The following is a 25235-nucleotide window of genomic DNA, read 5'->3' as shown; positions in this document are numbered from 1 at the left end:
AGGCACTCTAGTGCTGAGCGTGGGGCAGTCCGACTGTAAGGAGGTCTCTGCCACTGACGCAGTGGAAAGTCAATCTTTTAGACATTGTTTACTCCTTTAATTTATATTATCTTTTTAGATTTATTCATCAAGCAACCAAGAAAAAGCTGGATCCTGAAAAATATGACGTTTGGGAACAGTTTGTAAATTCTGATCGCATTCATCTATTGTACCTAGTTTCAAAGCACAGACTTCTGGTATATTTTCTTGAGCAGTGAAAATTTGACTATGACAGTTCTGACAGTAATAGCGTTGTTTTCCTGGAGATGAACTATAGATAACCAACTGTTCTTTTCCATGCAATACTAGGTTTTTACTGCTAACTTTGGCATTCACTGTATAGGCAGACGCAGTTGCTTTCCGACAGAATGAGCAGTGGCAAAAAACTAATTCCGACAATTCCTCATCTAAAGTGTAGGTCACTGCTTTGCATAAACAAGATCCTTTAAGCATTATGCTCCTTTCTACTTAGGCATTAGACGAAATTCAAAAAGAACCGAATTTCAACACCCAAGCCTTGCGACTAGGGGCGTCAGAAACGCGGTTCCACCCTAATTTATTACTTCATTGTTTTTAAAAATACGACAGAAAGTGCCAGTTTCTTACCTTGTCCTACTTGGCTCCCACTATCCCAAGCTCGCTGAAGAACGCCATAAGACTTTCTTTCCTAGCTAGTATTATAGCAGATTTTCTAGCTAGTGTAAACCAAAAATGAGTCTGAAAACAAAGTTCCAGACTCATTTATTAGTAAAGCTTCAGAAACTCCTGTTTAAGGATGTCTTTTCGCTTTTGGTTTTTTGCCATGTAAATTTCTCTTGGCTTGTTTCAAGGCTGTAATGGCATCTTTGACATCTTCTTGGCTCGCTCCTGGATCTTTAAGGAGTTCCTGTGCCTCTTTAAAAGTTAAAAGATAAGCTGCTTTTTCTTTCTTGTCAGCATAGATAAATCTCGCGTTCTTTTCTTGGAAAAGGCGTTCATCTTTGACCAGTTTCTTCAGACTAGAGAAGTCTGTTGCCTTGCCATTCAGTTTGCTTTTAGCTGATGCTAGGGCAATGAGAGATTGGTCAATTTGATCCTGTTTAACTTTAGGATCCACAGCTAGTAAGGCGATTTCTTGGAAGGCACGATCATAAGCTCGACGTACTTTTTCCTTGGCATTCGCATATCGTCCAGTTTTAGTCGTTGCATAGTAAGCTTTCATAGCTTCTTTCAAGGCTGTAACGTTCGAATCTTTTCCATCCAAAGCTTTACCAGCAGCTTCAAGACTAGCGAGAACGCCATCAATCAATTCTTGCTTTAATTTACTTGACAAGGCTGACTGTGCCACTTGGAAAGCTCGGTCATAAGCTTTTCTCTTATCTGCACTACTATTAAAGTAGCGAGACGTTTCTACCAGTTCTTTTTGTTGATTTACCGCAGCAATCAAGGCCAACTTAGACACAACAGATAGACGCAAAGCATTATTTCGACCTGGCTTCACGAGCAAGGAAACGAGATCTTCAAGGAGTTCATATCCAGTTGGCAAGGTGACTTGTACAGTATAACGACCTGTAGCAACTTTCTTACCAAAGGCGTATTGACCGTATTTTTCAGCAGGAAGAGTGATACTTGTCCCATCTTCACCTTTCAAAACTACTGTAGTCGTCTTTGGAACGGCTTGATTGAAGGAAACAGACACCGGTGCATATTCTAGGAGATTTGCTAGGAAGGTAATGGTTTGGAAACTATTTTCTTCTGTCAAGTCAAACTCTTGGGACAAGGCACTGATAAATTTCAATTCTGTTCGGTCATAACTGAAAATTTCTGCTGTATAATGACCAAACTGTAAGAAATGAATCGCTTTTGTCTTGTCAACATCAACATATTGTCCCTTGCTATTTTTGATTCGATAGACGTAGAGGGTATCAATATCCTGGTTTGTTTTTGCATCCTTCAAGGCAATTTTAACTCGACCACTATTTTGATCGCGGACAAGTTCAGCAAGTGAGATATAGTCTACATTTCCTGCATAGTCCTCAACAAGATAGTAAATATTAGCCTTGTCAACATCCTTAGGAAGTGTATAACTACCATCAGCATTGGCCTTAATCAGATGGGTGTTCTCAAGCGCACGAGTTCCAGACTGGTCTTTCCCAGTTAGAACCATGGTCCCTTTCTGGTCAAATGGTGTGAGGTAGAAAACTTTTTCTGAAAGGATACCGCCTTGACCCACATCTTTTGGTTTGCGAGCTACGAATTCTTGGTTTCCATCTTTAAAGCGAATATAACCACTTGTGATGACAGGTTTTTGAGTATCAATCTGAATTTTAAAGGTCGTGTGTTGTTCTTTGGCTCCTGGAACATCTGGTGTGTAACTAATAACATAGTCATATAAACCATCTGCAACAATATTCCCATCAAAATCCTGGCCTCTCCAAGCAGTATTATCTAGAATATAACTCTTCAGATTTCTACTGTCTCCATCAAAATAATTCTTACGAAGATCCTTTGCATCACCCTCCCAAATAGGATGTTCATGCTTGGTATCCGTAGCCGCATAAACTGTAGCCCGAAGATTTACAAGATTTCTCAAAGCAACCGTTTTATATTCAACTAGGTCTTTGTTTCCATCATCATTTGGAGAAATGGCAATACGGACATTCCCTTTTTCGTCCAACTGAAGAACATGCTTACCTTCAGCATTTTGTTCGATTCCAAGAACGGTAATTCGGCGTCCTTGGCGTTGACCTTTAGACACTAGAAGGTCATTTTGCAAGGTAGCTAGATAGGTAGCATCATTAGAGTAGTTAACGGCGGGATTTTCTTTGTCTACTTCCGTGTAAAATCCATTTTTCCCTTCTCGGACAAGATTGTAAATTGGTTTTTCGACAGCAGGGAGATTTTGGAATTCTCCTCGGAAGCCCATAAATGCAAGACTCACAACATCCCCATCATCTGCTGGATCTACAAATCGAACAAAACCTTCAAGGAAATAGCCATTTGGCATTTGTTTGCTGAGTTCAGTAGCAAATTTTCGAGCATCTACTTTAACAGTGACTGTTTGACTGCTGTGGGCTTTGACTGTCACTTCTGGCCAGACTGTCTCCGTTAGTTTTCGAGGTCGAAGGGTGAATTTTCCATCTTGGACCTCGTCTGTATTGGTATTCACTACCATCTTGAGAGTGCGGTCAGTATCTGAAATATTGTGTACAGTGACCTTGAAAGTAAATTGATCTCCAACATTTCCTAAAGTCACGCTTGGATAACCATTTTCACCCGTTACATAGAGGTCTGTTGACACTGCAGCAGCTGTATCCACAATACCAGAACCTTGCTGACGAGGAGAGGTATAAGTGCCTGTGTCCTTATTAACATGTGGTTTTGCAGTTGACATGATCAATGCCTTGACAGTCTCTGATACTTGCTCAGGAGTCAATTCTGGATGGTGTTTTTGAAGGTATTCCTTAACCAGAACTGCAACACCCGTAACGTGAGGAGCCGCCATACTGGTTCCGCTGATACTACCATAGGTATTGTCATTAAAGGATGAATAGATATTGCCGCCAGGAGCTGTCACGTCCGGTTTCAATTGTCCATCGGTAGTCACTCCCCAACTTGAAAAGTCAGATAGCTGATTGGCTACATCAGAAGGGCGATTATCCATCTTGTCATTAAAAACAATCTTGTAGTTTCCTGATTTTAAGGCTTCACCATACTGTTTAGAAATAAATACAGAAGGAATTTTCTTTGCTTCATCATCAATAGCCATATTGATATTTGCACCTTCTACATTATTGTAGATCAAAGCACCAACTGCACCGTGTTTTCGTGCATTTTTGATCTTCTCTGAAAAGTTCATGGCTCCACGCTGAATGAGGGCAAGTTTCCCAGTTAAATCCAACTTCGCAAAGTCTTCTTCACGACCTAAGCCTGCTTCGACGTATTCGTACTCTTTTCCTTTTTCAAAGTCCTTATCTGCTTCAGGTTGATTATAATCAAATTTTCCGTTATGAAGGCCGGCATTTCCCTCTAGACCTTTAACTTCAAAAACGGCTGTTGTCAATGTTTTATTGTTGACAGAAGCAACTGAAATCGAATCCTCAACAGTGGATGGATTTCCAACCAAGCCATAGTCTGGGTTTTCAGCTAGTGGTTTTGAATAACCATTTCCGAATGTATTACTATTTCCTGCTGAGATAAGAACAGAAACTCCCTTGGCACGAGCCCGTTTGATGGCATCCACAATATCAGAACCAGCATCGACCATAGAACCAGTGCTAGATCCCAAACTCATATTAATGGCATCTGCTCCTAAGGCAACTGCATCATCAATCGCCTTTACATAAAGGGCAGAACTGGTCGTTTTTTGGCGATCTGAAAAGACACGCATAAACATAACTTGGGCTTCTGGTGCAACACCATAGACCTTTTCACCATTCGGTGCTTCTTTATCAGGGTTTCCAGCTGCAATCCCTGTTACGTGCATCCCATGAGAAGTTCTTTCTGCTTCTTTGATCTTATCTGTTCCGTCAAAGTAGTCATAGGCATAGACAACCTTATCGCTATACCATTTACCGTAGTCGATTCCAGCAGCCTTTTTAGCTGCTTCGATGGCTTCCTTGTTTTTAAATTTTGCTTTTGACGGATCCGAAATTCGAAGAACCTCATGATTCAAATCAAGCCCTGAGTCAATAATGGCAACAACGGTCCCTGTCCCCTTGTAACCAGCCTTCCAAGTTTTCGGTACTGTGATGATATCATTGCTTGAAAGACTATTTGGTTTTGCAGACTCAGTTTTTTCTTGTTCTTTTTCTGTAGTTGCTGTTTCTCCAGTAGTTTTAGGAGCTGTCGTTGCTTGAGTCTCTTTTTTCTCTATTGTAGAAGCCTTCTCAGTAGCAGGCGCTGGACTGGTAGCGACTGTTGTTTCTTTTTGGACGACACCTTGGTCTACTTCTTTTGCAACTGCGCTATCTTTTCCTGATTCTTGGGCTTCAGCAGTTTTATCAACCGGAGCATCTACCTTAGCATCTTGTTTACTAGCATCCTCTTTAGAAGTTTCAGCTTCTTGTTTCTCTCCAACTACTGGTGCTATCCCATTAGTATTGGTTTGGTCAGTTGAAGAGTTTGAGTGTTTATCGTCTTTTAGCTCTGTCTTAATTTCCTGAGTTTGAGCTTGATTTTCACCTGTACTCTGCTCATTGGCACTGACTTGACTTGCTCCAAAAACCAAAGCAGTTCCCAATAAAACTGAAGCAAGACCAAATTTGTATTTCCGTAATGAAAAACGTTGTCGTCTATTCATAAATAATCTCCTTTTTCTTTAAAGTATACCTATTATAACGCAAATAATCATAAATTTTCATAAAAATCTGAATTGTCACAAAAATGTAATATTTACGTATATATTTTGTTTATTTAATTTTATCATTCGTGTTATTTGTTCTATCAAACCAATACTTTCTAAATTCGTTCCTATATTTCAATCCATAAAATTATTTCATTATACAAACAATTTAGATTTTTTATACACAAAAAGACTAGGATTTAAAATTCCTAGTCTTTGTTATTTCGGTATAAATAGATTTTACAAACTAAAAATCCATCTCATCCACACGAGGTGCACCCGAAGTCACTGAAATTGTCTTTAAGACTTCTCGCTCGTCTCTGCTGAGTTCAATCCCAAAACAGTCGAGATTGCTCTGGATGCGAGAGGCTGTTACGGACTTAGGTAGAGGTAAGAAACCTTCTGCCAAACTCCAAGCCAAGGCGATTTGAGCCACTGATTTCCCATGCTTATCAGCAATTTCTTGGACTTCTTTCTGTTCAAACAACTCTCCTTGGCCAAAAGGTCCCCAAGCCTCTAAGAGAATTCCTTTCTCTCTACAGTAGTCAACCACTTCCTCTTGATAAACTCCTGGTGCCAAGCGCACCTGATTGACCGCTGGAATGACTCTTGCTGTCTCAAGCAAGGCATCCAAATGATGGGGAAGGAAATTACTAACGCCGATAGCACGGATTTTGCCTTCTTGGTAAAGGTCCTCCATCGCTCTCCAGACTTCAGCATTGCGAGTTTTCCATTCGTCATTTTCTCTTAAAGGTTTTGGATTTGGCCAATGGATAAGGTACAAATCTAGATAATCCAATCCCAGTTTTTCCATTGATTCTTCAAATGCTTGGCGAGCTTCATCATAGCTGTGATTAGTATTCCAGAGTTTGGTCGTTACAAAAATTTCTTGTCTTGGAATACCGCTATCTCGAATAGCACGTCCAACGCTCTCCTCATTTTTATAGATAGCTGCAGTATCAATATGACGATAGCCAGCCTTTAAGGCTTCTAAAACGGCTTGGTAGGCTACCTCTCCATTTTCAGCTTTCCATGTTCCAAATCCTAGTACAGGAATTGAAACTCCATTATTAAGGTTGTAAGATTTCATCGTTTTTCCTTTCTATGTGAAGAAAATCTAAAGAAACAAAATCCTGATTATCAGAACACTTGCCCCTTTAGATTTTAACAATTATTGATCACGATCGTAATAGATCTCGTGAGCTTTCAAGCGAGAATTGAGCAATTCAGGAACGGTCACAAATGTATACCCTTCACCCTTTAAATACTCAATAACACTTGGTAGAGAATTAACAGAAGGACCATGGATATCATGCATGAGGATGATGGAACCATTGCGAACCTGACGTTGAATCTCTGTCAAAATAGCTGTCTCGTTTTTACTCTTCCAGTCCAAACTATCCACGTCCCACATGATGAAGCTTAAATCAAGGCCGTTTCGAATATCATCAGTAATGGCACCATAAGGTGGGCGCATCAGTTTAGAGCTTGATCCTAAAACTTGAGTTAACAAATCTTCTGTATCAGTAATTTGCTTTTTAGCATCTTCGAGCGAAAGTTGTGAAAGAACGGGATGACTCCAGCTGTGGTTTCCTACAACATGACCTTCTGATTTCATTCGTTTTAGAAGATTTTCATTACCTGCAATGTTTTTACCAAGTACAAAGAAGGTTGCTTTTACACCATATTTAGCTAAAGTATCCAAAGCTTGTGTGGTTGTAGTTGGATTTGGACCATCGTCAAAGGTTAAGGCTACAACCTTTTTATTTTTCTTAGCAAAGTATGCTTGGTAAAGTTCAGCATCCTTTTCTAATAGATAAGAAGACTCAATGACATCAAAGAAACTGGATATGGGCAAAGCAATTTCCTCAACAGTCTCTCCAGCATTAGCAGGATAAAGGATGATTTGACTATCCTTATAATCAAAGCTCCAAGATGTCAATTCTTGGTCTGTGAAGCTCTTTATAACTTGATCAATTTTTGCCTGGTCAAGTTTCTTATCTTCTAGAGTTGATTTGATTTGACTCAGTAAGAGTTCCTTAGCCTTACTTGCATCTTTGAAGAGTTTACTGAGGTCAAAAGCTTTCCCATCTTCGGTCAAGAAAATTTTCCCTAAAGAAGTCTTTTCTTTTTCTTCAACCTTTGATGCAGACAAATCGTAGACTTGCTTGCTGATATTACGAGCAACAACTCCCTTTAAGACGGGATCCAATTGCTCACTATAATAAAAGACCAAGTCCTCTTTATCTTCCAGCTTTTCTTTAATATCCTGGTTGATTTTTTCTCTAACAGACGCAATGACTTCCTCTCCTTGCAGAGGGTAGTAGGCAATCACCTCAGCTTGACCTTTTCGGAAATGGTCCTTCTGACTACCTGAGTTGAATTGCTGGTCCTTTTCGCTTTTTAGCGCTTCAATTTTTTGTTCGTAAGATTGCTTTTGTAGTAGCTTATAACCAATAGCACTTCCTAATAGAATCGTAGCAATTCCTAAGATTCCAACAAGGGAAAGCAATAGCCTTCTCGTTTTATCGTGAGAAACACGTTTCGCTCTATTTTTTTTCATATTTCCATCATATCAAATCGAGGCTATTATTTCAATGATAAACAAGAATTCTGATTTCTTTTTAGAAAAATAAAAAAGCTTAGAAATATCTAAGCTTCTCGTTTAGAAACGAATCGTTTCACGTGTTTTCTCATATGAAGTTACAAAACGGTTTGTGACTCCTGGTTCAGCAACTTCCAAGGCTTGTGAAATTTTTTCAAATGACGCCTGGTAGTCAAACTCTTTTTCAAAAATTTCAAGCGCTTCGTTGAAGGCCTCTTGGATACGCTCATCAAATGAACGGTAACGGTTTGAGTATTGGAGTAGTTGCTCAGTCAAGGTTGCATATTGAACGATATCATAGGTTTCTGTTTCAAGTGCTTCCATATCATTTGTTGCGACTTCAAGAATTCGTTTAACCGATTCAATATTCACTTGTGGTTGTTCTAACTCTGCCATCAAATCTTCTGTGTTATGACTTGCAGTAAAGAAAAGTTTCAAGAAACTTTGAGGAATACCTGGCAAGTTTCTCTTCTCCATGTAACGTTTGATAGTATGCAAACGGTTCACATAGACATTTGCTTTTTGGCGAGCATTGAGGTCGTCTTTTTCAATTTGCGCAAGTCGTTCGCTAACAGAGATTTGCTCATCCTCTATATCCTTGAGGTTGCTTTGAAGCATTTCCAACTGTTCTTCAAGAACAGAGAAGGCTTGAGTTGGCTCGCCTTGGTCTTCTGTTACCTCTAAGATAGCTGTATCAAGTGCAGCCAATTCTGCTTGAAGACGACGAACATGATTGCCATCACTTTCAGGAAGAAGGTAGGTTTTAGTCAAGCGTTCAAGGTCCTGAACAAGCACCTGATTATTTTCTTTCAAGTGGTTGAGATAAGTTGGTAATGTAGCAAGAAGACTTTCAACCACTTTTTGAGCTGCAATTTCACGAGTGAAGATATCATAAAGTGCGTTGATTTCTTCTTGGATGCGATTATTTTCATACTCTGCATTGTCCAATTCCAACTGACGAATATTTTCTTGATTATTTTTCAAAGACTCATGCAAAAGTTGGAAACGAGACTCGATATCTGTTTCTGTAAAGTGGTAGTTGGCATCCAACAGCTTGCGATAGCCTTCTTCCAAATCTGCCAATTGGTCTGGCAATTCCTTTGTCAAGGTTTCAACAAGAGCTGGAATTCGCTCAACGATGTGTGTCAAAGCGAGAATATGATTTTCAGTTGAATCAAGAATTGCTGCCGCTTCAACTGGGTCACCTGATGAATTTAGGGTAACAAATTGAGAGAATTCAGATTGGATGTTTTCCAATTGTTTCTCAATCTCAGGAAGGGCCTTACCATATTTCTCTGAATCTTCTGCAACGGTATGTTGAAGGGATTCAAACAAGTCCAAGGCATGAAGGACACGGCCACTATTCTTAGATTCTTGCTTTTCAAGTTCAGAAAGGGCATTGCGAATAGCTGCAATATCTTCTTCAATCAAGCCAATTTGGCTTTCAATTTGATCAATCTTGTGAGCAGCTTTGAAAAAACGGAAAGAATTATTGTAGCTTTCAGCTTCAAAGAGGTGATTTTCAATATCAGCAAATGAATTCAGAGATAAATCAACCCATTTTTGGTTCCATTCACGGAAGGTCACCTGACTTTGACCAATCAAGTGCATGTTTTTAACGGCTTCAACCTCATCATTTACAGGAAGGTTGTAGAGTTCTTCTTTTCTTTCTTCAAGGGCCGTTAATCTGCTTACATTACGCTTACGTAAAAAGATAGCTGTTACATAAGCTAAGATCAGAATGACTGCAATCGCAACCATTAGATAAATTAGTTGTCCATTAGACATATCAAACTCCTTTTATACTAGAAACAATCGTAATGATTATATCATATTTTTTAAACCAAGGGAACTATTTCCCACATTTTTTAGACGTCAAGTGTACTGTAAACAGCGTTTTCTTCGATAAATTCGCGACGAGGTTCTACTCGATCCCCCATCAACATATCAAAGATTTTATCTGCTTCGGCAGCATCATCTACCGAAACACGCGCCATCAAGCGATGTTCAGGATCCATGGTTGTTTCCCACAATTGGTGGTCATCCATTTCTCCCAAACCTTTATAACGTTGGATGGTTGGTTTTGAACGCCCTTCACTATGACGTGCTAAGGCTTCTTGGAGTTTAATTTCTTGATCTGCACCAGGTTGAATGTATTCTTTGATCTCACTTCCCACTTTAACCCCATAAATCGGTGGTTGGGCAATATAGACATAACCAGCCTCTAAGATTGGTTTCATGTAGCGGTAAATCAAGGTTAGCAGGAGAGTTCGAATGTGGGCTCCATCAACATCGGCATCGGTCATCAAAACGAGTTTTTGGTAACGAGCCTTAGTGACATCAAATTCTGCACCAAATCCTGTTCCCATGGCTGTGAAAAGACTTCGAATTTCTTCGTTTGCAAGGATTTTATCCATGCTAGCTTTTTCAACGTTCAAGATCTTACCACGAATTGGAAGGATAGCCTGGAACTCACGGTTACGACCAGATTTAGCTGATCCACCAGCTGAGTCTCCTTCGACGATGAAGAGTTCGGTTTCAGCAGGATTATTAGAAGAACAGTCTGCTAGTTTTCCTGGCAAATTGGAAATTTCCAAGCCAGATTTCTTGCGCGTGACTTCACGCGCACGCTTGGCAGCTACACGAGCCTTGGCAGCCAAGATTCCTTTTTCCACGATACGCTTAGCAATCTGAGGATTTTCCATGAGAAAATCAGAGAAGGCATCGCTGAAAAGGCGATTGGTAATCTTGACTACTTCACTATTCCCCAGTTTGGTCTTGGTTTGTCCTTCAAACTGCGGGTTTGGATGCTTAACTGAGATAACTGCAGTCAAGCCTTCACGGACATCTTCCCCCGTTAGGTTGTCTTCATTGTCTTTTAGCAATTTATTTTTGCGAGCATAGTCATTGATAACACGCGTCAGAGCCGTACGGAAACCTTGCTCATGCGTACCACCTTCATGGGTGTGAATGTTATTGGCGAAACTCATGACGTTTTCGTGGTAACCGGTTGTGTACTGCATGGCTACTTCAACTGTGATATCATCCATCTCACCGTCTGTGTAGATTGGTGTATCAAAGATAACATCCTTGTTCTCGTTGATATATTCAACGTAGCTAGCAATCCCACCCTCATAGTGGTAATGTTTAGTCTGTTCGAGACCATCACGCTTATCTGTGATGGAGATTTGAAGACCTCGGTTCAAAAAGGCTAGTTCTTGAATACGTTTGTTTAATTTTTCAAAGTCAAAAGTTGTTGTTTCTGTAAAAATCTCTGGATCTGGTGTGAAGTGAACTGTTGTTCCCGTTTTATCCGTATCTCCAACCACCTCAAGATCAGCAACAACATGACCACGACGGTATTCTTGGTAATGAATCTTACCATTTTTGTGGACATGAACATCTAGTTGCGTTGAAAGAGCGTTTACTACTGATGAACCTACACCGTGCAATCCACCTGAAACCTTGTAACCGCCACCGCCGAATTTTCCTCCAGCGTGAAGAACTGTAAAGACGGTCTCAACAGCGGGACGTCCTGTCTTTTCCTGAATATCAACAGGAATTCCACGCCCATCATCCACTACGGTGATGGAGTTATCTGGCTCTATAAAGACTTGGATGTGACTGGCAAATCCAGCTAGGGCTTCGTCAATTGAGTTATCAACGATTTCCCATACTAGATGGTGAAGACCTTCTTTTGAAGTCGATCCAATATACATACCTGGACGCATACGAACAGCTTCAAGTCCCTCCAAAACTTGAATTTGACTGGCATCATAATCCTGTGCCTGTTGATTTTTGATTTCTTCTGTCATTTTTTCCCTTTTCTTACATGTCTATTGCTTGTCTCAATGTCGCAACGTTATTAAAAAGATAGGCATCTAAGCCAGCAGCTTTACCTGCTTCTACATCTATATTTCTGTCACCAATGACCAAACCAGATGTAATATGATATTTATCACGTAAATAAATCATGGACTCAGGATCTGGTTTTCGTTTAAAGCCAGAACTGGCAGTCACCACCTCGGTGAAGTAGTTCGCTATCTGGGTCTTAGCAAGAAGTTCTAGAACTTGGTCATTTCGATGAGAAACCAAGAAATGGCGACCACCCTTGTCCGAAACGTCTTTGAGTAATTCTGGAATTCCCTCAAACAAAACTGGATGTTCTAGCTCACGCGCTTCATTTTCTTTATAGTTCTCTAAAAAATCCTCGATATCTGGTGCAAACTTCTCGATGGCAAAAGCTGTCGAAACCTTCAAAGCTTCGTAGACTCGGTCGTGTTCTTGCTCTATTCCGTATTGGGCTAAGGTTTCTACAAAGGCTGCAGTAGAAGTCTCATAATTATCCAATAGGGTACCACCTAAATCCCATATATAGTCGTGATATTTCATACCCTTCATTATACCATTTTTTTATGAAAAAAGCGATGATTTCCTAGATTTTTCGGCTCTATAATTTATATAGAGAGTAAAACACTATTGCATCGATGGAGCCTTTTTGTGAAGAATAGCTCCTCTATAAATAATCAAGCAAAATCTTTCTTATCTCAAATGTACAAATTAAAGAATAGAAACTACTAACAACCGCGTCATTGTTCACAAACGAAACGCTTTTGGATTTTCAAACTTTAAAAATAGAATACTCATTGCTTTGAATACCACAATAGAGTGCAGAAAAAGATTATTCCAATATGGAGTCCCTTGTTAATTCATTACAGTTCCCAATGATTCCATCTTTCTTTTCAATTGTAATTTATTCTCCAAACAGGCAAAAAACGATAACGTCCTTTTAAGGTGTTATCGTTTTTGTATATCATCAGATAAAGTTTGATTTTTATTGAGCTAAATTCGATTAGTTTCTTCCGAAGTTTTGACCTCTACCATCGCGGTCAAAATACATCCAACTTCCATCTTCAAGTTGAATCCATTTGCTTCGAGCCATATCCCCTGAATTGGCATCGAAATATCGACTAACCCCATTCACATCAACAACTTTTCCTTTGACTTGCTTGCCGTCTTGCGTGAAATAGAGAGTCTGTTGACCAACCTGCTGCAAGCCTGTCACTGCTTTTCCATCTTGATCAAAATAGTACCACTCATTTTGGGAACCTTCGACAAACTTGTTGGTTGCCATCTCTCCTGAGTTAGCATCAAAGTAACGGATACTCTTATCTGAAAGTGTCACGATTTTGCCCTTGACTTGCTTGCCATCTTGGTCGAAGTAAAGTGTTTGTTTGTCAATCTTTTGAAGGCCTGTCACTGCTTTACCAGTTTGGTCAAAGTAATACCATTCGTTCTTGGCACCTTCTGCAAACTTGCCGACTGCCATTTCTCCTGAGTCGGCATCAAAGTAACGGATGGATTTATCAGCCAAAGTTACTACTTTACCCTTGACTTGCTTACCATCTTGGTCAAAGTAAAGTGTTTGTTTGCCAATCTTTTGAAGACCTGTCACTGCTTTACCAGTTTTGTCAAAGTAATACCATTCGTTCTTGGCACCTTCAGCAAACTTGCCGACCGCCATTTCTCCTGAGTTGGCATCAAAGTAACGGATACTCTTATCTGAAAGTGTCACGATTTTACCCTTGACTTGCTTGCCATCTTGGTCAAAGTAAAGTGTTTGTTGACCAATCTTTTGAAGACCTGTCACTGCAACTCCATCTGCTCCGAAATAGTACCAATCACTTGGGTTATCACCTTGAGCAAAACGATTGATAACAGCATTTCCTGAATCCTTGTCAAAGTAACGAAGTTTGCCATCTTTAGCACTCACAATCTTGCCCTTAACCTGATAGCCGTTTTCATCAAAGAATTGCTGTCCATCTCCTATCTTGACAAGACCTCGAGCCATAACGCCCTTGGCATCAAAGTAACGCCAGTTTTGACCATCAGTAGTGTAGTAACGGTTGAGAACTTGGGCACCAGTTTGATCATAGTAGTACTGATTACCATTTTCATCTTCACGGATAGAATCACGAAGTTGAATACCATTCTTCAAGAAATAAACGTGCTTGCCATCAATTTCATGAGCACCTGTTACAAGATAGCCTCGTTTATCGAAGTAATACCAATTTCCATTTTCATCTTGGATAAAGGAATTTTTAGCTTGATAACCACTAGTTGAATAGAACTTAGTACCATTGGCATCACTAACAAATCCTGTGTAAGCATTCTTATTAACTAATTGCTTAGGCAATACTATCTCGCCATTTCTGTTAGTGAGATAGTCGTTGCTAGCCCAGTCTTTAAGAACATAGTAAGCACCACGACCTAAGATATTGGTACCATTGAAGTACTTAGCCGACCACTTGGTAATCTTCTCATCTGTTGTCATCTTTTGACCATTGGAAATCTGTACTCGTTCAAAGATTTCTGGATATTTAGCTTTGAGCTCATCTAAGAAGGCGCCACCGTACTTACCTTGGAAATCAGTTCCATTGGTCTTACTATTAGCTACATAGAGTTTTTCCTTGATTTCTGCACCTTCACGGTAGGTTCCGTAGTTGTTGACACGTGTTGCTGTTACCACTTCCTTACCTGGTAGGTTATAGATTTGGTCTGGTACCCAGTCCGCGATGGCTTGGATATTAACACTGTGAAGCGCACGAAGAGCATTGAGCAAATCTTTTAAAGAACCATATTTATTGTTCTTGCTCATCGCCATATCATAGCGGTCTTCAAAGGCATAACCATTCTGAATGATAGAATCTAAGAAAGTACCGTCTTGGCTAGATACATACTGAGGTGGTAGCTCAAATGAAGTTACTCCCCATTCCTTGAAGAGGTTGACATTTTTAGCAATAACTTTATTGGTATATTGGTCATCGCGGGTTGCAAAGTCTTGGAAGTTAGAAAATCCTTCGTAAATCAACTGAGAATCAAGGGCTGCGCTAGATTCGTAGACCTGACCACTAGCGTTTTTCTTCTTGCTTGCTGTTGTACGAGCATCCTGATCTGCCTTAGCGCCAACTGGTACCCAAACAGCCAGATATCCAGAAACCTGTACATTGCTATAGCCTGCAATATCATTCATATCAAAGGTTAAAATACCATTAGCATCTGTCTTCTTCCAGAGCGATTGCGGCACTTCTTCGTCAGTTAGATAGCGGGAAATGCCATCTTTGGTCGTCAAAAGCACAGGGCGATAGTATTGATTCTTGTGGGCTGCTCCCATATTGACTTGCAGTTTATCCCATTCGTTCAGTTTCAGGTTAGGGTTGTTAGAAGCAATAACAGCCATCCCTTGGGTACGGGTTTCTGCTGTTCCTTCATCTGTTGCTTCATTGGCACCAGTACCGTAGCGAACAGAAGTCAAAATACCATTGTAAGACCATTTATCAGCCTCACGAGGTACACCCATATATGTGACTTTCATGTCTTGTCCACCTGCTACATACTTAATACGAGCACGCAACAAGGCATCGATAGCATCGTGGTAAGGAGATTTTTTCTCCATGTATTGACCATCATCGGTATAGAGGTCACCATAGTAGACCCGAGTGATAGAGTCTTTATTGGAGAGCATGAGAGCATGAGCAGTTGGGATGTTGAACTGCGTATACTTCTTGTCTGCCTTGCGCATATCTTCGTTGTAGATCTTGAAGGCTTGCTTGAGTTCATCCATAGTAAAGGTCAAACCATCCGTGTTTGGATTAATATTTTCTCGGATGATGTCGGCAATAACGGTTTGTACTTCACTGTCATGAGCCCGAACAAAGATATAGTTAGCCATCCGTTCGCCATTTTTCTTTTCAGAAGAACGGTCATTTAGACTATTTGTAATCGTTGGCTCTACTCCGCTACGGATAGATAGATTACGCATGAATGAATAAAGCAAGGACAAGCGTAGCTTGTTGTCAATTGCTAGTTGAGCACCTTTAGTATCTTTGTTGTAGTCAGGATCGTTATCAGACCAAGCTTCCAAGATAGACAAATGCTTGATAGCTTCTTCTTCACTTTCTCCCACCTTGTAGCGAGACTTGAAGTAGTCAGATGCGATTTGGAGCAAGTCTGCGTTGACATTGTCCACCGCATCGACACGAACTCCATCAAAATTAGCAGTCGGATCATTGGCTACGATGCTTCCAAAGTTCATCATAAAATGCAACCAGTTGAGTTGTTCGGCTTGAACAGCTGGATTAGAGTTGTCAAAGTCGTTAGCGAGCAAGAACTCATAACCACCGTTTGACTTGTCAATGAAGTACTTAGGTGTACCTGTTTGACTAGTAGGGGTACGGTTAAGCAGACGGAACTTAGAGTCAGCATGAGAGCTCTTCTCATTATTAGTATAAAGCAAAGCTCCACCCTGCAAGTGGTCCTTTTTAGTACCAGTTGTTTCAGACTCTGACTTGATATTCCAGTTTGGCTGGGTTTTGACAAAGGCACCCATCAGCGTTCTCAACCATTTGGTATCGCCTTCTTTACCAATTTTTTCCTCAATTTTGCGCTGAACCTGCTGAGAAGCACCTGTCAGGAGAGCTTGTTCCACTTTGTTTTCAAAAGCACCTGCTCCCAGACCTTGCTGGTTCATATAGTTGAGGTAATTAATCTGAGTACGTTTATCAGGCCACCAAGCCATCAAAAGAGGACGTAAGTCTGTTTCTGTCGATGCCGTCCATGTTTTTCCATCTTTTAAGATGAACTTTGGACGATACCAGCTATCTGCTGTCAAATAACCGTCTACAGTTTCAATATCCTTGTCAGTCGTACCATAGAAAGCATTCTTTTGGGAGAATTCATTATTGAGACTGCTGGTTCCTTGTTGGAACTGATATTCATTTGAATCAACTAAGGCACCCGTTTCTGCATCAAAATAAAGTATTCTCCCATTAAGTTCAACTGCAAAGTTCTTTTTAACTGTACCATCGTCCTGAACATAGTAATTTTTACCATCAATGGTCTTAATATGAGATAGGACATCATCATCATGGTCAGCATTTACAGGTGCAGGTTGAGCCTGATCTGCTACCATTCTTTCAGCTACTGCTCCTTGTTTTTGAGCAGGTTCGGGCAAGCGATCTTTCTTTGCAACCTTTGGATTTGCAACAATCTTGTCTTCAATAGCCGATTTTTCTCGCTTGTCGCCTTCTTGGTCTTGGGCAGTTGTTGGCCTTGCTTGTTTATTCTGGTCTGCTACTTCAGTTTTAGGAGTTTCTGTGATTGCATTAGCAGCTTTAACTTCTTCAGCAACAGCAGCCTTTTCTGTAGATGCTTCTTTCGTATCTGCTGGTTTAGCAGGCTCTTGAGCATTGGTTTGAACTGTTGCTTCTGTATTTTCTGCTGGTTTAGCAGGCTTTTCACTAGCAGCAACATCGTCTGTCACCTTGTCTGCAGGGGTTGCTTTTTCTGCTTCTTGCTCAGATGCTATTTTAGCTTGGGCTGGAGTTTGCTGACCCGGATCACTAGTCTGAGCTGTAGCAGGTTCTTGAACCACAACCTGCTTTACATCATCCGCATGGACAACGCCTGGTTCTAGACCAAGTACCTTTGGTGCTACAATAAGGGCCAAGGTCGTCAAAGCAATGGCTACCCAGTTTTTCTTAACTTTATGCATCTTATAATGAATCTTTTTCTCCATCATAAAGCCTCCTTCTGAATTTAGTATAAAGTTATGCCCTTATTCTAGTATATTTTTCAAAATGATCATTTTTTGTTGCACATCTACAACTATGAAAGGCAAATTCTTTCAAACTGTTCTTTAAGTTTTTGGGCAACACCAAAGGAATCTAAAAATTCAAAAAAAGATAGGCATTGCTCGATGTCACTGAGAGCATTAGTATTCCCAACCTTGTAGGCATACAGAGCCCTATGATACTTAATCAGCGTTCGATCATATAGATCTGTTTCAGGGATTTTAGAGTGGTCGAGATAATTGAGAAACCTCATAGCAACTAGCAGATGGTTTCCTTCTATACAGACGCTAATGACATTAAGTAGCATCTTGATAATACGGCGGCGATTTTCAGGTAGGTTGTTATAAAACTGGGTACGATTGATCATCTCACTAGCAAAGGTTTCCAGCGTTTCCAAGGTCATCAAATCAACACTGTTTGTAAAAAGCCAGAGTTCATAACGTCCCCACTCCTCAACAGAAAAGAGATGATCCGTCAGGAATTCTATATCCTTCTTGCTAATCTGAAAATCTGAGCAACAGGAGGACAAGAGGGCCCTGACAATGATTGTATTGAGTTTATAGTTTTTTTTCTCAGGAAACTGTTCGGTCAATGCTTCTGAGCTTGACAAAATATTTTGGAGCTTGACAACATTGTTTTCCTGATATGCATCAGCTACTTTTTTTGAGAACAGCACATCATCTGAATCAATGTAATTATGGTAAACATACTGAAACTCCTCTAGGGAAACGGCCATATTTTTTAAACAGCAATAAAAAGAATCAAGTGTGATCCCATTGACTCCCCGTTCAAAACGGGATAGCTGAGCCACGGAAATATCACCAGCAGCCACCTCTTTCAGGGACATTTTTTTTGATTCTCTAATGACTTTGAATATTTTTCCAAATGCTTTCAACATATCACTCCCCCAGTTTCGTATATGCAAAAAATTCTTACTAATTTTAATATACTAGTAACACGTTTCAATTATATTACAGAGAAAGTACTTTATATTTCAAATTAATACAAGCAGATTAATTCGCATGATAAAGCATTTTAATATAGCATTTATTGAATGTTCTATCTTTTTCATGAATCTATTGATTTCAGTAGAAATCTGAACTATTCTATCTAACAACTTGAAAACACTAACATTTCTAGAGATAGATTTCCTTCTTATGTTAAACGAATCTTGGTTGATTTATAAAAGATTGATATAAAAGCGCAGGACAATCATATGAAACATTTTTTAGAAATGGAGTAAATAAAAAAACGAGAGCCGAACTCTCGTTTTACTGTTGATTTCCAAAGACATCTCGATAGAGCATGCCGTCTCGTAAACTTTCAGCATCTCCTCCCAATTGCTCTACCAATTCATAGGCAAAGGCAAGTGCGGTTGACGGTCCTCGGCTAGTTGTTAGATTACCATCTACAACCACTGTTTGTTTTTGATAAATTCCGTCAGTAATTTGCTCCTGAACTCCGTCATAACAAGTAAAGTGCTTGTCTTTCAGGACACCTGCTTGATGGAGAGCGATTGGAGCTGCACAGATAGCTGCAATTTTCTTTCCAGCTTGATCAAAGGCTTTAATCTCAGAAATGAGGGCTGGATTATCCCGTAGGTGAGCTGATCCTGGCATGCCACCTGGAAGAACTACCAAGTCATAGTCAGACAAATCACCATCAAAGATACGGTCGGCTGTTACCCGAATGTCATGTGATCCCGTCACCTGCTCCTCAAATCCTACCATATCACAGGAAATGTTTGCTCGACGCAAGACATCGATTACTGTCAAGGCTTCGATTTCTTCAAAGCCATTTGCTAAGATAACTGCAACTTTTGCCATAGTGGCCTCCTTATTTGATTTGTTTTAGGACGACTTTCTTTCGTTTGAATGGAACTTTTCCACTTTTCTCTTCTGCTAGATTGGTCTGGTAACTCATAGACAAGAGGAGACCAACACCGATGAGGTTACTAATAATTGCGGAGCCCCCTTGAGAAATAAATGGCAGAGGAATACCTGTCAAAGGAAGTAAGCCTGTCACGGCACCGATATTTTCAAAGATATGGAAGAGCAACATCATGATAAAACCAGTCGAAATGTAGGTGTAGAACTGGTTATTTGACCTGAGCGTAATCTTCAACATACGGTAGATGAGAAGCAAGTATATAGCAACCACAAAGACTGAACCAATAAAGCCAAAGTCTTCTGCAATTACGGTGAAAATCATATCACTCTCACGTACTGGAATGAGGAGATTGGACACATTGAAACCTTGTCCAAACAAGCCACCACTTCCAATCGCAATTTGTCCCTGCGCCTGTTGATATGTTGTTGTTTGTGCAAAGTCAAAGGGATTGAGCCAAGCCAAGATGCGGTTGATCTGGTAGGTTGGCATCCCAATCTGATGCAAGAAGGCACGTCCATCCTTGCTTATAAAGATGGCCATGAAGCCTACAACTGCAGTCACTCCTGTCGCAAAAACAGGAATGATAATCTTCCACGAAACACCTGAAAGGAGAACCATACCGGAAAAAATAGCTACAAAGACCAAGGCAGTCCCCAAGTCACTTTGTAGGGCTAAGAGGATCAAGACTGGTATGGTAAAGGCAATCATCCAACCAATCAATAGGAAATCCAAGGGAATAGTTCGTCGCCATTCCTTGTGTTTTTGAGTGAATCTTACAATGGCTCGAGCCAACATCAAGATATAGGAAATCTTCATGAACTCCGATGGCTGAAAGAGTGTCGTTCCACCAATCGATACCCAGTTCTTGGCACCTGTTGACGCTACAAGATTTGGATTGAAGAAAACAAGAGGTAGGACCATCAAAGCCAACCCTAGACCATAAAGATAGGGAGTCACCTTCCATAAAAACTCGGTATTAAAGAACATGACCACAAATCCAATGACAAGCCCCAAGGAAATCCAAGCGATTTGCTGACCTAGAATTGGTAATACATTATTTGGATAGTCATGACTAACTGCTATATAAATGGCCACTACTCCAATCACCAGTAAACAAAACACTGGTAGGAGAAGGCTATAATCGACTCGAGAGTCGAGTGAACGTTTCATATTTTTTACCTTTTCTCTTTCTGGGATTTTTCTTTCATTCTATTGCGACGAGATTGGAGAAAATCAGCTACAGCAGGCTCTAGCTGGTCTCTAGAAAGGACCTGAACAGTCCTTTCTTTTGACAAGGCTTGAGCGATTTGTTTGCCATAACGCTTGCTGACGACACGACTGTCTAAAATCACAGCAACCGAACCTTGGTCAGACCGTCTAACAGTACGACCAAGGGCCTGCTTTAACCGAATAATCGCCATCGGTAACTGATAATCATAAAAAGGATTTTTCCCTTCTTGACGCAGCTCTTGGTTTAGTTTTTTGGTTAACGGTTCTTGGGGATTTTGGAAAGGCAATCTCGGAATCACTTGAATCACGCAAGGATGGGTTGAAAAATCAACTCCTTCCCAGAAACTACCTGTTCCAAGCAAGATCTGGCGTTCACCTTTTTCAAAACGTTTTTTCAGTTGGCTTGGTTCCCCATTTTTATACTGAGCTAGATGCGGTTGGTCGAGCAGGTCTGAAACAGCCAGCAACATCTCTTTTGAGGTAAACAAGACCAGTATGGGTTCTTGAAAGGCCTGTAAGCTTCGAGTGACAGAAGCCACTTCACTAGCATAGTCAACAGGTGAAACATCTGTCACAAGAGGAAAATCATCGACTAGAAAGACTTCTTGTTGCTCCTGCTTTGCTACATCAAGCTTAACAAGCGGAGCATCTGGAAATCCCAACAAATCTGCTAAGGAAACCCGATTACTGATTTCAAGAGTGGCCGATACTCCTAGGAGTCTACAATCTTCTGGCAATAAGTCTGCTAGTATAAAGCGGCCTTTTTTACTTGAACAAATCAAGACATCCTTGCTCGATTTCTCTGCTGTAGCAAGCCAAAATTCACGATCCGAGGTGAAAAAGTTTGCAATTTCTCGATACTCTGGGAGAGTTAACTCCGAAAAATGTTGGCGCAACTCTTCAAGAGAATCCAACCACTTTCCATTCTTCAGACCTGACTGATAGTGCTCCATCAAGTAACGACATTCAAAACCTATACTCTCCAGCAAGCGTTTCTGAACCAAATCTTCCTCTGTCTCCAAGGACTTTTCAATTTGAGTTACAAGTTCCTCAAGGCGATAAGCCTGCTGGGCTAGATTTTCGAGAGCTAGCAGCATTTTTTGAGCTTCATCCAAGATCAGCAAACGGTTATCGACAAACTCTGGATTGTCTTCCAAACGAGTGACCAGATAGGCATGATTAGTCAAGAGAACGCGACTGGTCTTGGCCTTTTCCTGCCCTCGTTTCCAAAAATCCTCTGTGGCAAATAAACTTTTCTTTGAAAGCTTGCCATCGTGGACTAGTTCTGGCAGAAAGTGCTGGTAGCGATAAAGCTGCCCGATTTCGTCCAAGTCACCTGTCTCTGACTCTGTTAGCCAGATAAGCAACTGCATTTTAAAGCGTGTGAAAAGGCGATTGGACTCCAGTCGATGGAGAACTCGGTGAAAGGCATCCAGTTTTAAATAATTTTGAGGCCCCTTGAGACTATGAATTTCCAGATGGAAGACCTCTTTTAAGCGCTGACCTTCTTCTTGCATGATTTGATTTTGAAGAATTTTGGTCGGAACACTCACTAGGATACCTGCTTGACTCTCCAAGTTCAAAGCTGGGAGGAGATAACCATAAGTCTTGCCCAGTCCCGTTTGGGCTTGGATAAAGGAAGTCTGGTGTTCTTCCAATAATTGCTCAATCTTCTCCGCAAATTCCAACTGTTGCGGACGCTCCTCCAGCCCCAATAAAGAAATGTTTTTAGCAAAGTCTTTGGATAACTTTCGTGGGACTAAGGCTTTGCTTTCCTTTCTGAGGAAAAGCCCATGAAGTTCCATCAAGTCGGGCGAAGATAAGAGAGATTGTTGCTGATAGACCTCCTCAATCACCAGATAACTTTCATAGAGAAGGTTGTCTGCAAGGTTTAATAAGCTTTCTAAGAGCCCTTTAGGTAGCTCAAAAAGTTTTTGACGCATGTAAAGCAAGAGTTCAGCTGTTGCCTGAGCATCTGACAGGGCAGTGTGGGCATGTTCCAGCTCAATTCCCAACTCTTGACAAAGGATACCTAAGTTATACTTTTCAAACTGAGGATACAGAACCTGGGCAAGCTCAACTGTATCCACCCGCGGTGTGCGCAATTCATATCCTTCAAAAAAGAGAAATTCCGCCAGAAGGTTGGCATCAAACTGTACATTGTGCGCAACAAAAATACCGTCCTTAACCAATTCAAAAATTTTTCCAGCCACCTGAGAAAATTCTGGTGCCGCAGCCAAACGCTGATCGGTCAGACCTGTTAATTCTTTGATATGAGAATCCAAGGGTTCGTGAGGATTGACATCAGTCGCATACTGATCGATAATTTCACCATTCTCAATCACCACAATGCCTACTTGAATAATTTTTGCCTTGCTTCCGGTGCTGGTCGCCTCTAAATCAACGACCACATACCGATCATTTCTCGCATTCATCATTAAAAATTATATCAAAAAAAGCATGATTTGACACCCCTCAACTTTGATAACAATCTTGCTTCACTTTCGAGTTTGATTAAAAATCAAGACCTTAAAAGTGAGAATTTCTCGCAAGTTTAGCAGTTACTTGCCAGTTCTGAAGTATTTGAAAAACTTATCAACAAAGCTACATCAACATAAAAAGACAACCAAGGTATTAGCTGCCTTTTTGAGATATTTTTTTCATTGTTTTGGGGAGGAGCTTGCTAATTTCTGTTGGCAAGACAAGGTAGTTTTCTTGAGCTAGTTCTTGAGCAATGGCTGAGTGCAGATGGGTCGCTACTACTACGCGTTCATAGAGATTGACATGTGGAAACTGACCTGCAAAACCTGCAATCATCCCAGCCAAAGTATCTCCCATCCCACCGGTTGCTTGATAGGGACCTCCAACCTCCAGTTGATAGTATTCAGGTTTGCCAGCTTTCCAGATACGAGTCGCTGGACCCTTCTCAACTAGAATTGTTCCTTGAGGAAAAGAAGAAAGAGCCCTAGCAGTCGTCTCTGTATTTTTATGTTCAAGAACTATACCAGACAGTCTTTCCCATTCCTTTTGGTGGGGAGTAAGAATGAGCTGACTAGATGGAAATGGCAAATGACCTTTTGCTAAGATGCCCAAAGCACCGCCGTCTACAATCAAAATCTGGTCTTTTCTGAGACTGTCAAAAACTCGTTTTACGAGTTCTTCTCCAAATGCATCCTCTCGCAAACCCGGACCTAACAAGACAACTTCTGCCTTTTCCAACTGTTCTTTTAGTAATGCTTTATCCTTTAGAGAAAAAGCCATTGCTTCAGGTAAATGGCTGTGCAGGGCTGAGATATTCTCCTTATCCGTGCCAACAGTCACCAACCCTGCCCCACTTCTGACAGCTGCAATGGCTGACATGATGATAGCTCCCCCATAAGGATAAGTCCCTCCCAGTAAGAGCAGACGTCCGTAATCTCCCTTATGGCTATGACGAGAACGTTCAATAATGACTTTTTCTAATAAAGTTTGATCAATCACTTTCATCGTTTTTTCCTCAACTATCCTTTATCTGATTGTTTTAAAACAACTTGATAGACTTTCTTAGTCCACTCTTCTAAGTCTTCTCCATCATAGTCAAGATAACGCACCCTATCTTGTATTTTAGTTGGAATAATATTTTCAAATTGGCACTTATTATGAGTTGGAATAATGCAAATATACAACTCACTTAATAAATTAAGCATGTCCTTAATTTTTACAGCATGGTAACCATCAAAAATATAACCAGGAACTTTAATCAAATCTGTATAGATAAAATGAAAACTTACTCCAGGAATAAACTTATCTTGTAATTCTTTCTCTGAAGGAGCTCGACCTAATAAACGTTCCATCGCCAATCGATAACCAGAACTTGTATTTGACCATCCTAACATAACATAGTCAAAATAATCTTTCGGATCAGATGCAGCATTTCGACTATCCAAAACCAACTCCTCAGCATCTCGCCTAAAGGCTTTCATAGCAGATAAGAGCTGACCTGTTTTAAAAATAGAAATCGCTGCATCTATAGTCGTAGTATGGCTACAGTAGTCTGAAGTCACTAGCCTCTTATGTAGATCATAAGTCGAGGCTACTCTTTTATCTGTAGGGGTAAATGGTGGCAGAAAGGGTTGCTGACAGATGTAATCTAAAATTTCTTCTTTTAAACAAGAATCAGCACACTCAATACTTGTTTGACGTTTATGAAGTTTTTCGTAAGCTATAAATTTAGCAATTTTTTCTAATTCCCACTCTTGAATATTTGGATAATCAATTAGTGCTAAGTAGTATATTCCATCCCATTGTAAACTATATTCTCCATTATAAATTTTTAAAATCATCTAATCACCTCACTCCATTATACAACAAAAAGGTACACACCTTGCAATTTGGATTACTATTTTTCTGTCTAACTTTTGGGGTACAATTCACCTCTCTTGCTTACACCTATATAAAACTGGAGAAGACCATGATTGTCTTCTCCAGTTTTTAGATGCCATCAACTTACAATAGTTGAAAAAGAAACCAATTTTTA

14 protein-coding genes are annotated in these 25235 nt (G+C 40.4%); all 14 read right to left on the bottom strand.

Going from position 1 to position 25235, the window contains the following annotated elements; genetic code table 11:
- Window positions 1-120: 120 nt before the first annotated feature.
- The 14 genes from O3622_RS00170 to O3622_RS00105 all read right to left on the bottom strand — a co-directional run bounded on the left by O3622_RS00170 (window position 121) and on the right by O3622_RS00105 (window position 25041).
- A complete protein-coding gene (locus O3622_RS00170) occupies window positions 121-492 on the bottom strand; it encodes a GFA family protein (protein ID WP_371606864.1) in 372 nt (123 codons plus the stop codon).
- 316 nt (window positions 493-808) lie between these two features.
- Window positions 809-5320, bottom strand: coding sequence for a S8 family serine peptidase (locus tag O3622_RS00165; RefSeq protein ID WP_371606863.1), 4512 nt, complete (start codon window positions 5318-5320; stop codon window positions 809-811).
- A gap of 289 nt (window positions 5321-5609) precedes the next feature.
- Window positions 5610-6452 (bottom strand): aldo/keto reductase, encoded by an 843-nt coding sequence (locus O3622_RS00160; RefSeq protein ID WP_049484615.1) that lies wholly within the window; start codon window positions 6450-6452, stop codon window positions 5610-5612.
- Window positions 6453-6533: 81 nt separating this feature from the next.
- On the bottom strand, window positions 6534-7925 hold the full coding sequence (pgdA, locus tag O3622_RS00155) for a peptidoglycan-N-acetylglucosamine deacetylase PgdA (RefSeq protein WP_000742163.1): 1392 nt from the start codon (window positions 7923-7925) through the stop codon (window positions 6534-6536).
- 102 nt (window positions 7926-8027) lie between these two features.
- Window positions 8028-9755 (bottom strand): septation ring formation regulator EzrA, encoded by a 1728-nt coding sequence (gene ezrA / locus O3622_RS00150; RefSeq protein ID WP_198464815.1) that lies wholly within the window; start codon window positions 9753-9755, stop codon window positions 8028-8030.
- An 80-nt stretch (window positions 9756-9835) separates the two neighbouring features.
- A complete protein-coding gene (gene gyrB, locus O3622_RS00145; protein WP_042902510.1) occupies window positions 9836-11782 on the bottom strand; it encodes a DNA topoisomerase (ATP-hydrolyzing) subunit B in 1947 nt (648 codons plus the stop codon).
- A 13-nt stretch (window positions 11783-11795) separates the two neighbouring features.
- Window positions 11796-12359, bottom strand: a complete 564-nt coding sequence (locus O3622_RS00140; RefSeq protein ID WP_025168831.1) for an HAD-IA family hydrolase — start codon at window positions 12357-12359, stop codon at window positions 11796-11798.
- A gap of 460 nt (window positions 12360-12819) precedes the next feature.
- Window positions 12820-17547, bottom strand: coding sequence for a glycoside hydrolase family 70 protein (locus O3622_RS00135; RefSeq protein WP_371606862.1), 4728 nt, complete (start codon window positions 17545-17547; stop codon window positions 12820-12822).
- Between the two features lie 86 nt (window positions 17548-17633).
- Entirely contained in the window at window positions 17634-18497 is an 864-nt protein-coding gene (locus O3622_RS00130; RefSeq protein ID WP_000909920.1) for a helix-turn-helix domain-containing protein, read from the bottom strand.
- Between the two features lie 373 nt (window positions 18498-18870).
- On the bottom strand, window positions 18871-19425 hold the full coding sequence (locus O3622_RS00125; RefSeq protein WP_001140918.1) for a DJ-1 family glyoxalase III: 555 nt from the start codon (window positions 19423-19425) through the stop codon (window positions 18871-18873).
- 10 nt (window positions 19426-19435) lie between these two features.
- Window positions 19436-20659: an FtsW/RodA/SpoVE family cell cycle protein gene (locus O3622_RS00120; protein ID WP_371606861.1), complete on the bottom strand. Its 1224-nt coding sequence runs from the start codon at window positions 20657-20659 to the stop codon at window positions 19436-19438.
- Between the two features lie 5 nt (window positions 20660-20664).
- Entirely contained in the window at window positions 20665-23154 is a 2490-nt protein-coding gene (locus tag O3622_RS00115; RefSeq protein WP_371606947.1) for a bifunctional DnaQ family exonuclease/ATP-dependent helicase, read from the bottom strand.
- A gap of 199 nt (window positions 23155-23353) precedes the next feature.
- Window positions 23354-24205 (bottom strand): NAD(P)H-hydrate dehydratase, encoded by an 852-nt coding sequence (locus tag O3622_RS00110; protein WP_000863089.1) that lies wholly within the window; start codon window positions 24203-24205, stop codon window positions 23354-23356.
- 14 nt (window positions 24206-24219) lie between these two features.
- Complete coding sequence (locus tag O3622_RS00105) at window positions 24220-25041, bottom strand: hypothetical protein (RefSeq protein ID WP_000601055.1); 822 nt, start codon at window positions 25039-25041, stop codon at window positions 24220-24222.
- Window positions 25042-25235: the final 194 nt, after the last annotated feature.

Origin of the sequence: Streptococcus sp. 27098_8_51 (genome assembly GCF_041432205.1) — a bacterium.
GTDB lineage: Bacteria > Bacillota > Bacilli > Lactobacillales > Streptococcaceae > Streptococcus.
Note: the sequence above shows the minus strand (reverse complement) of the source record. Positions and strands in the feature narration are given on the sequence as shown.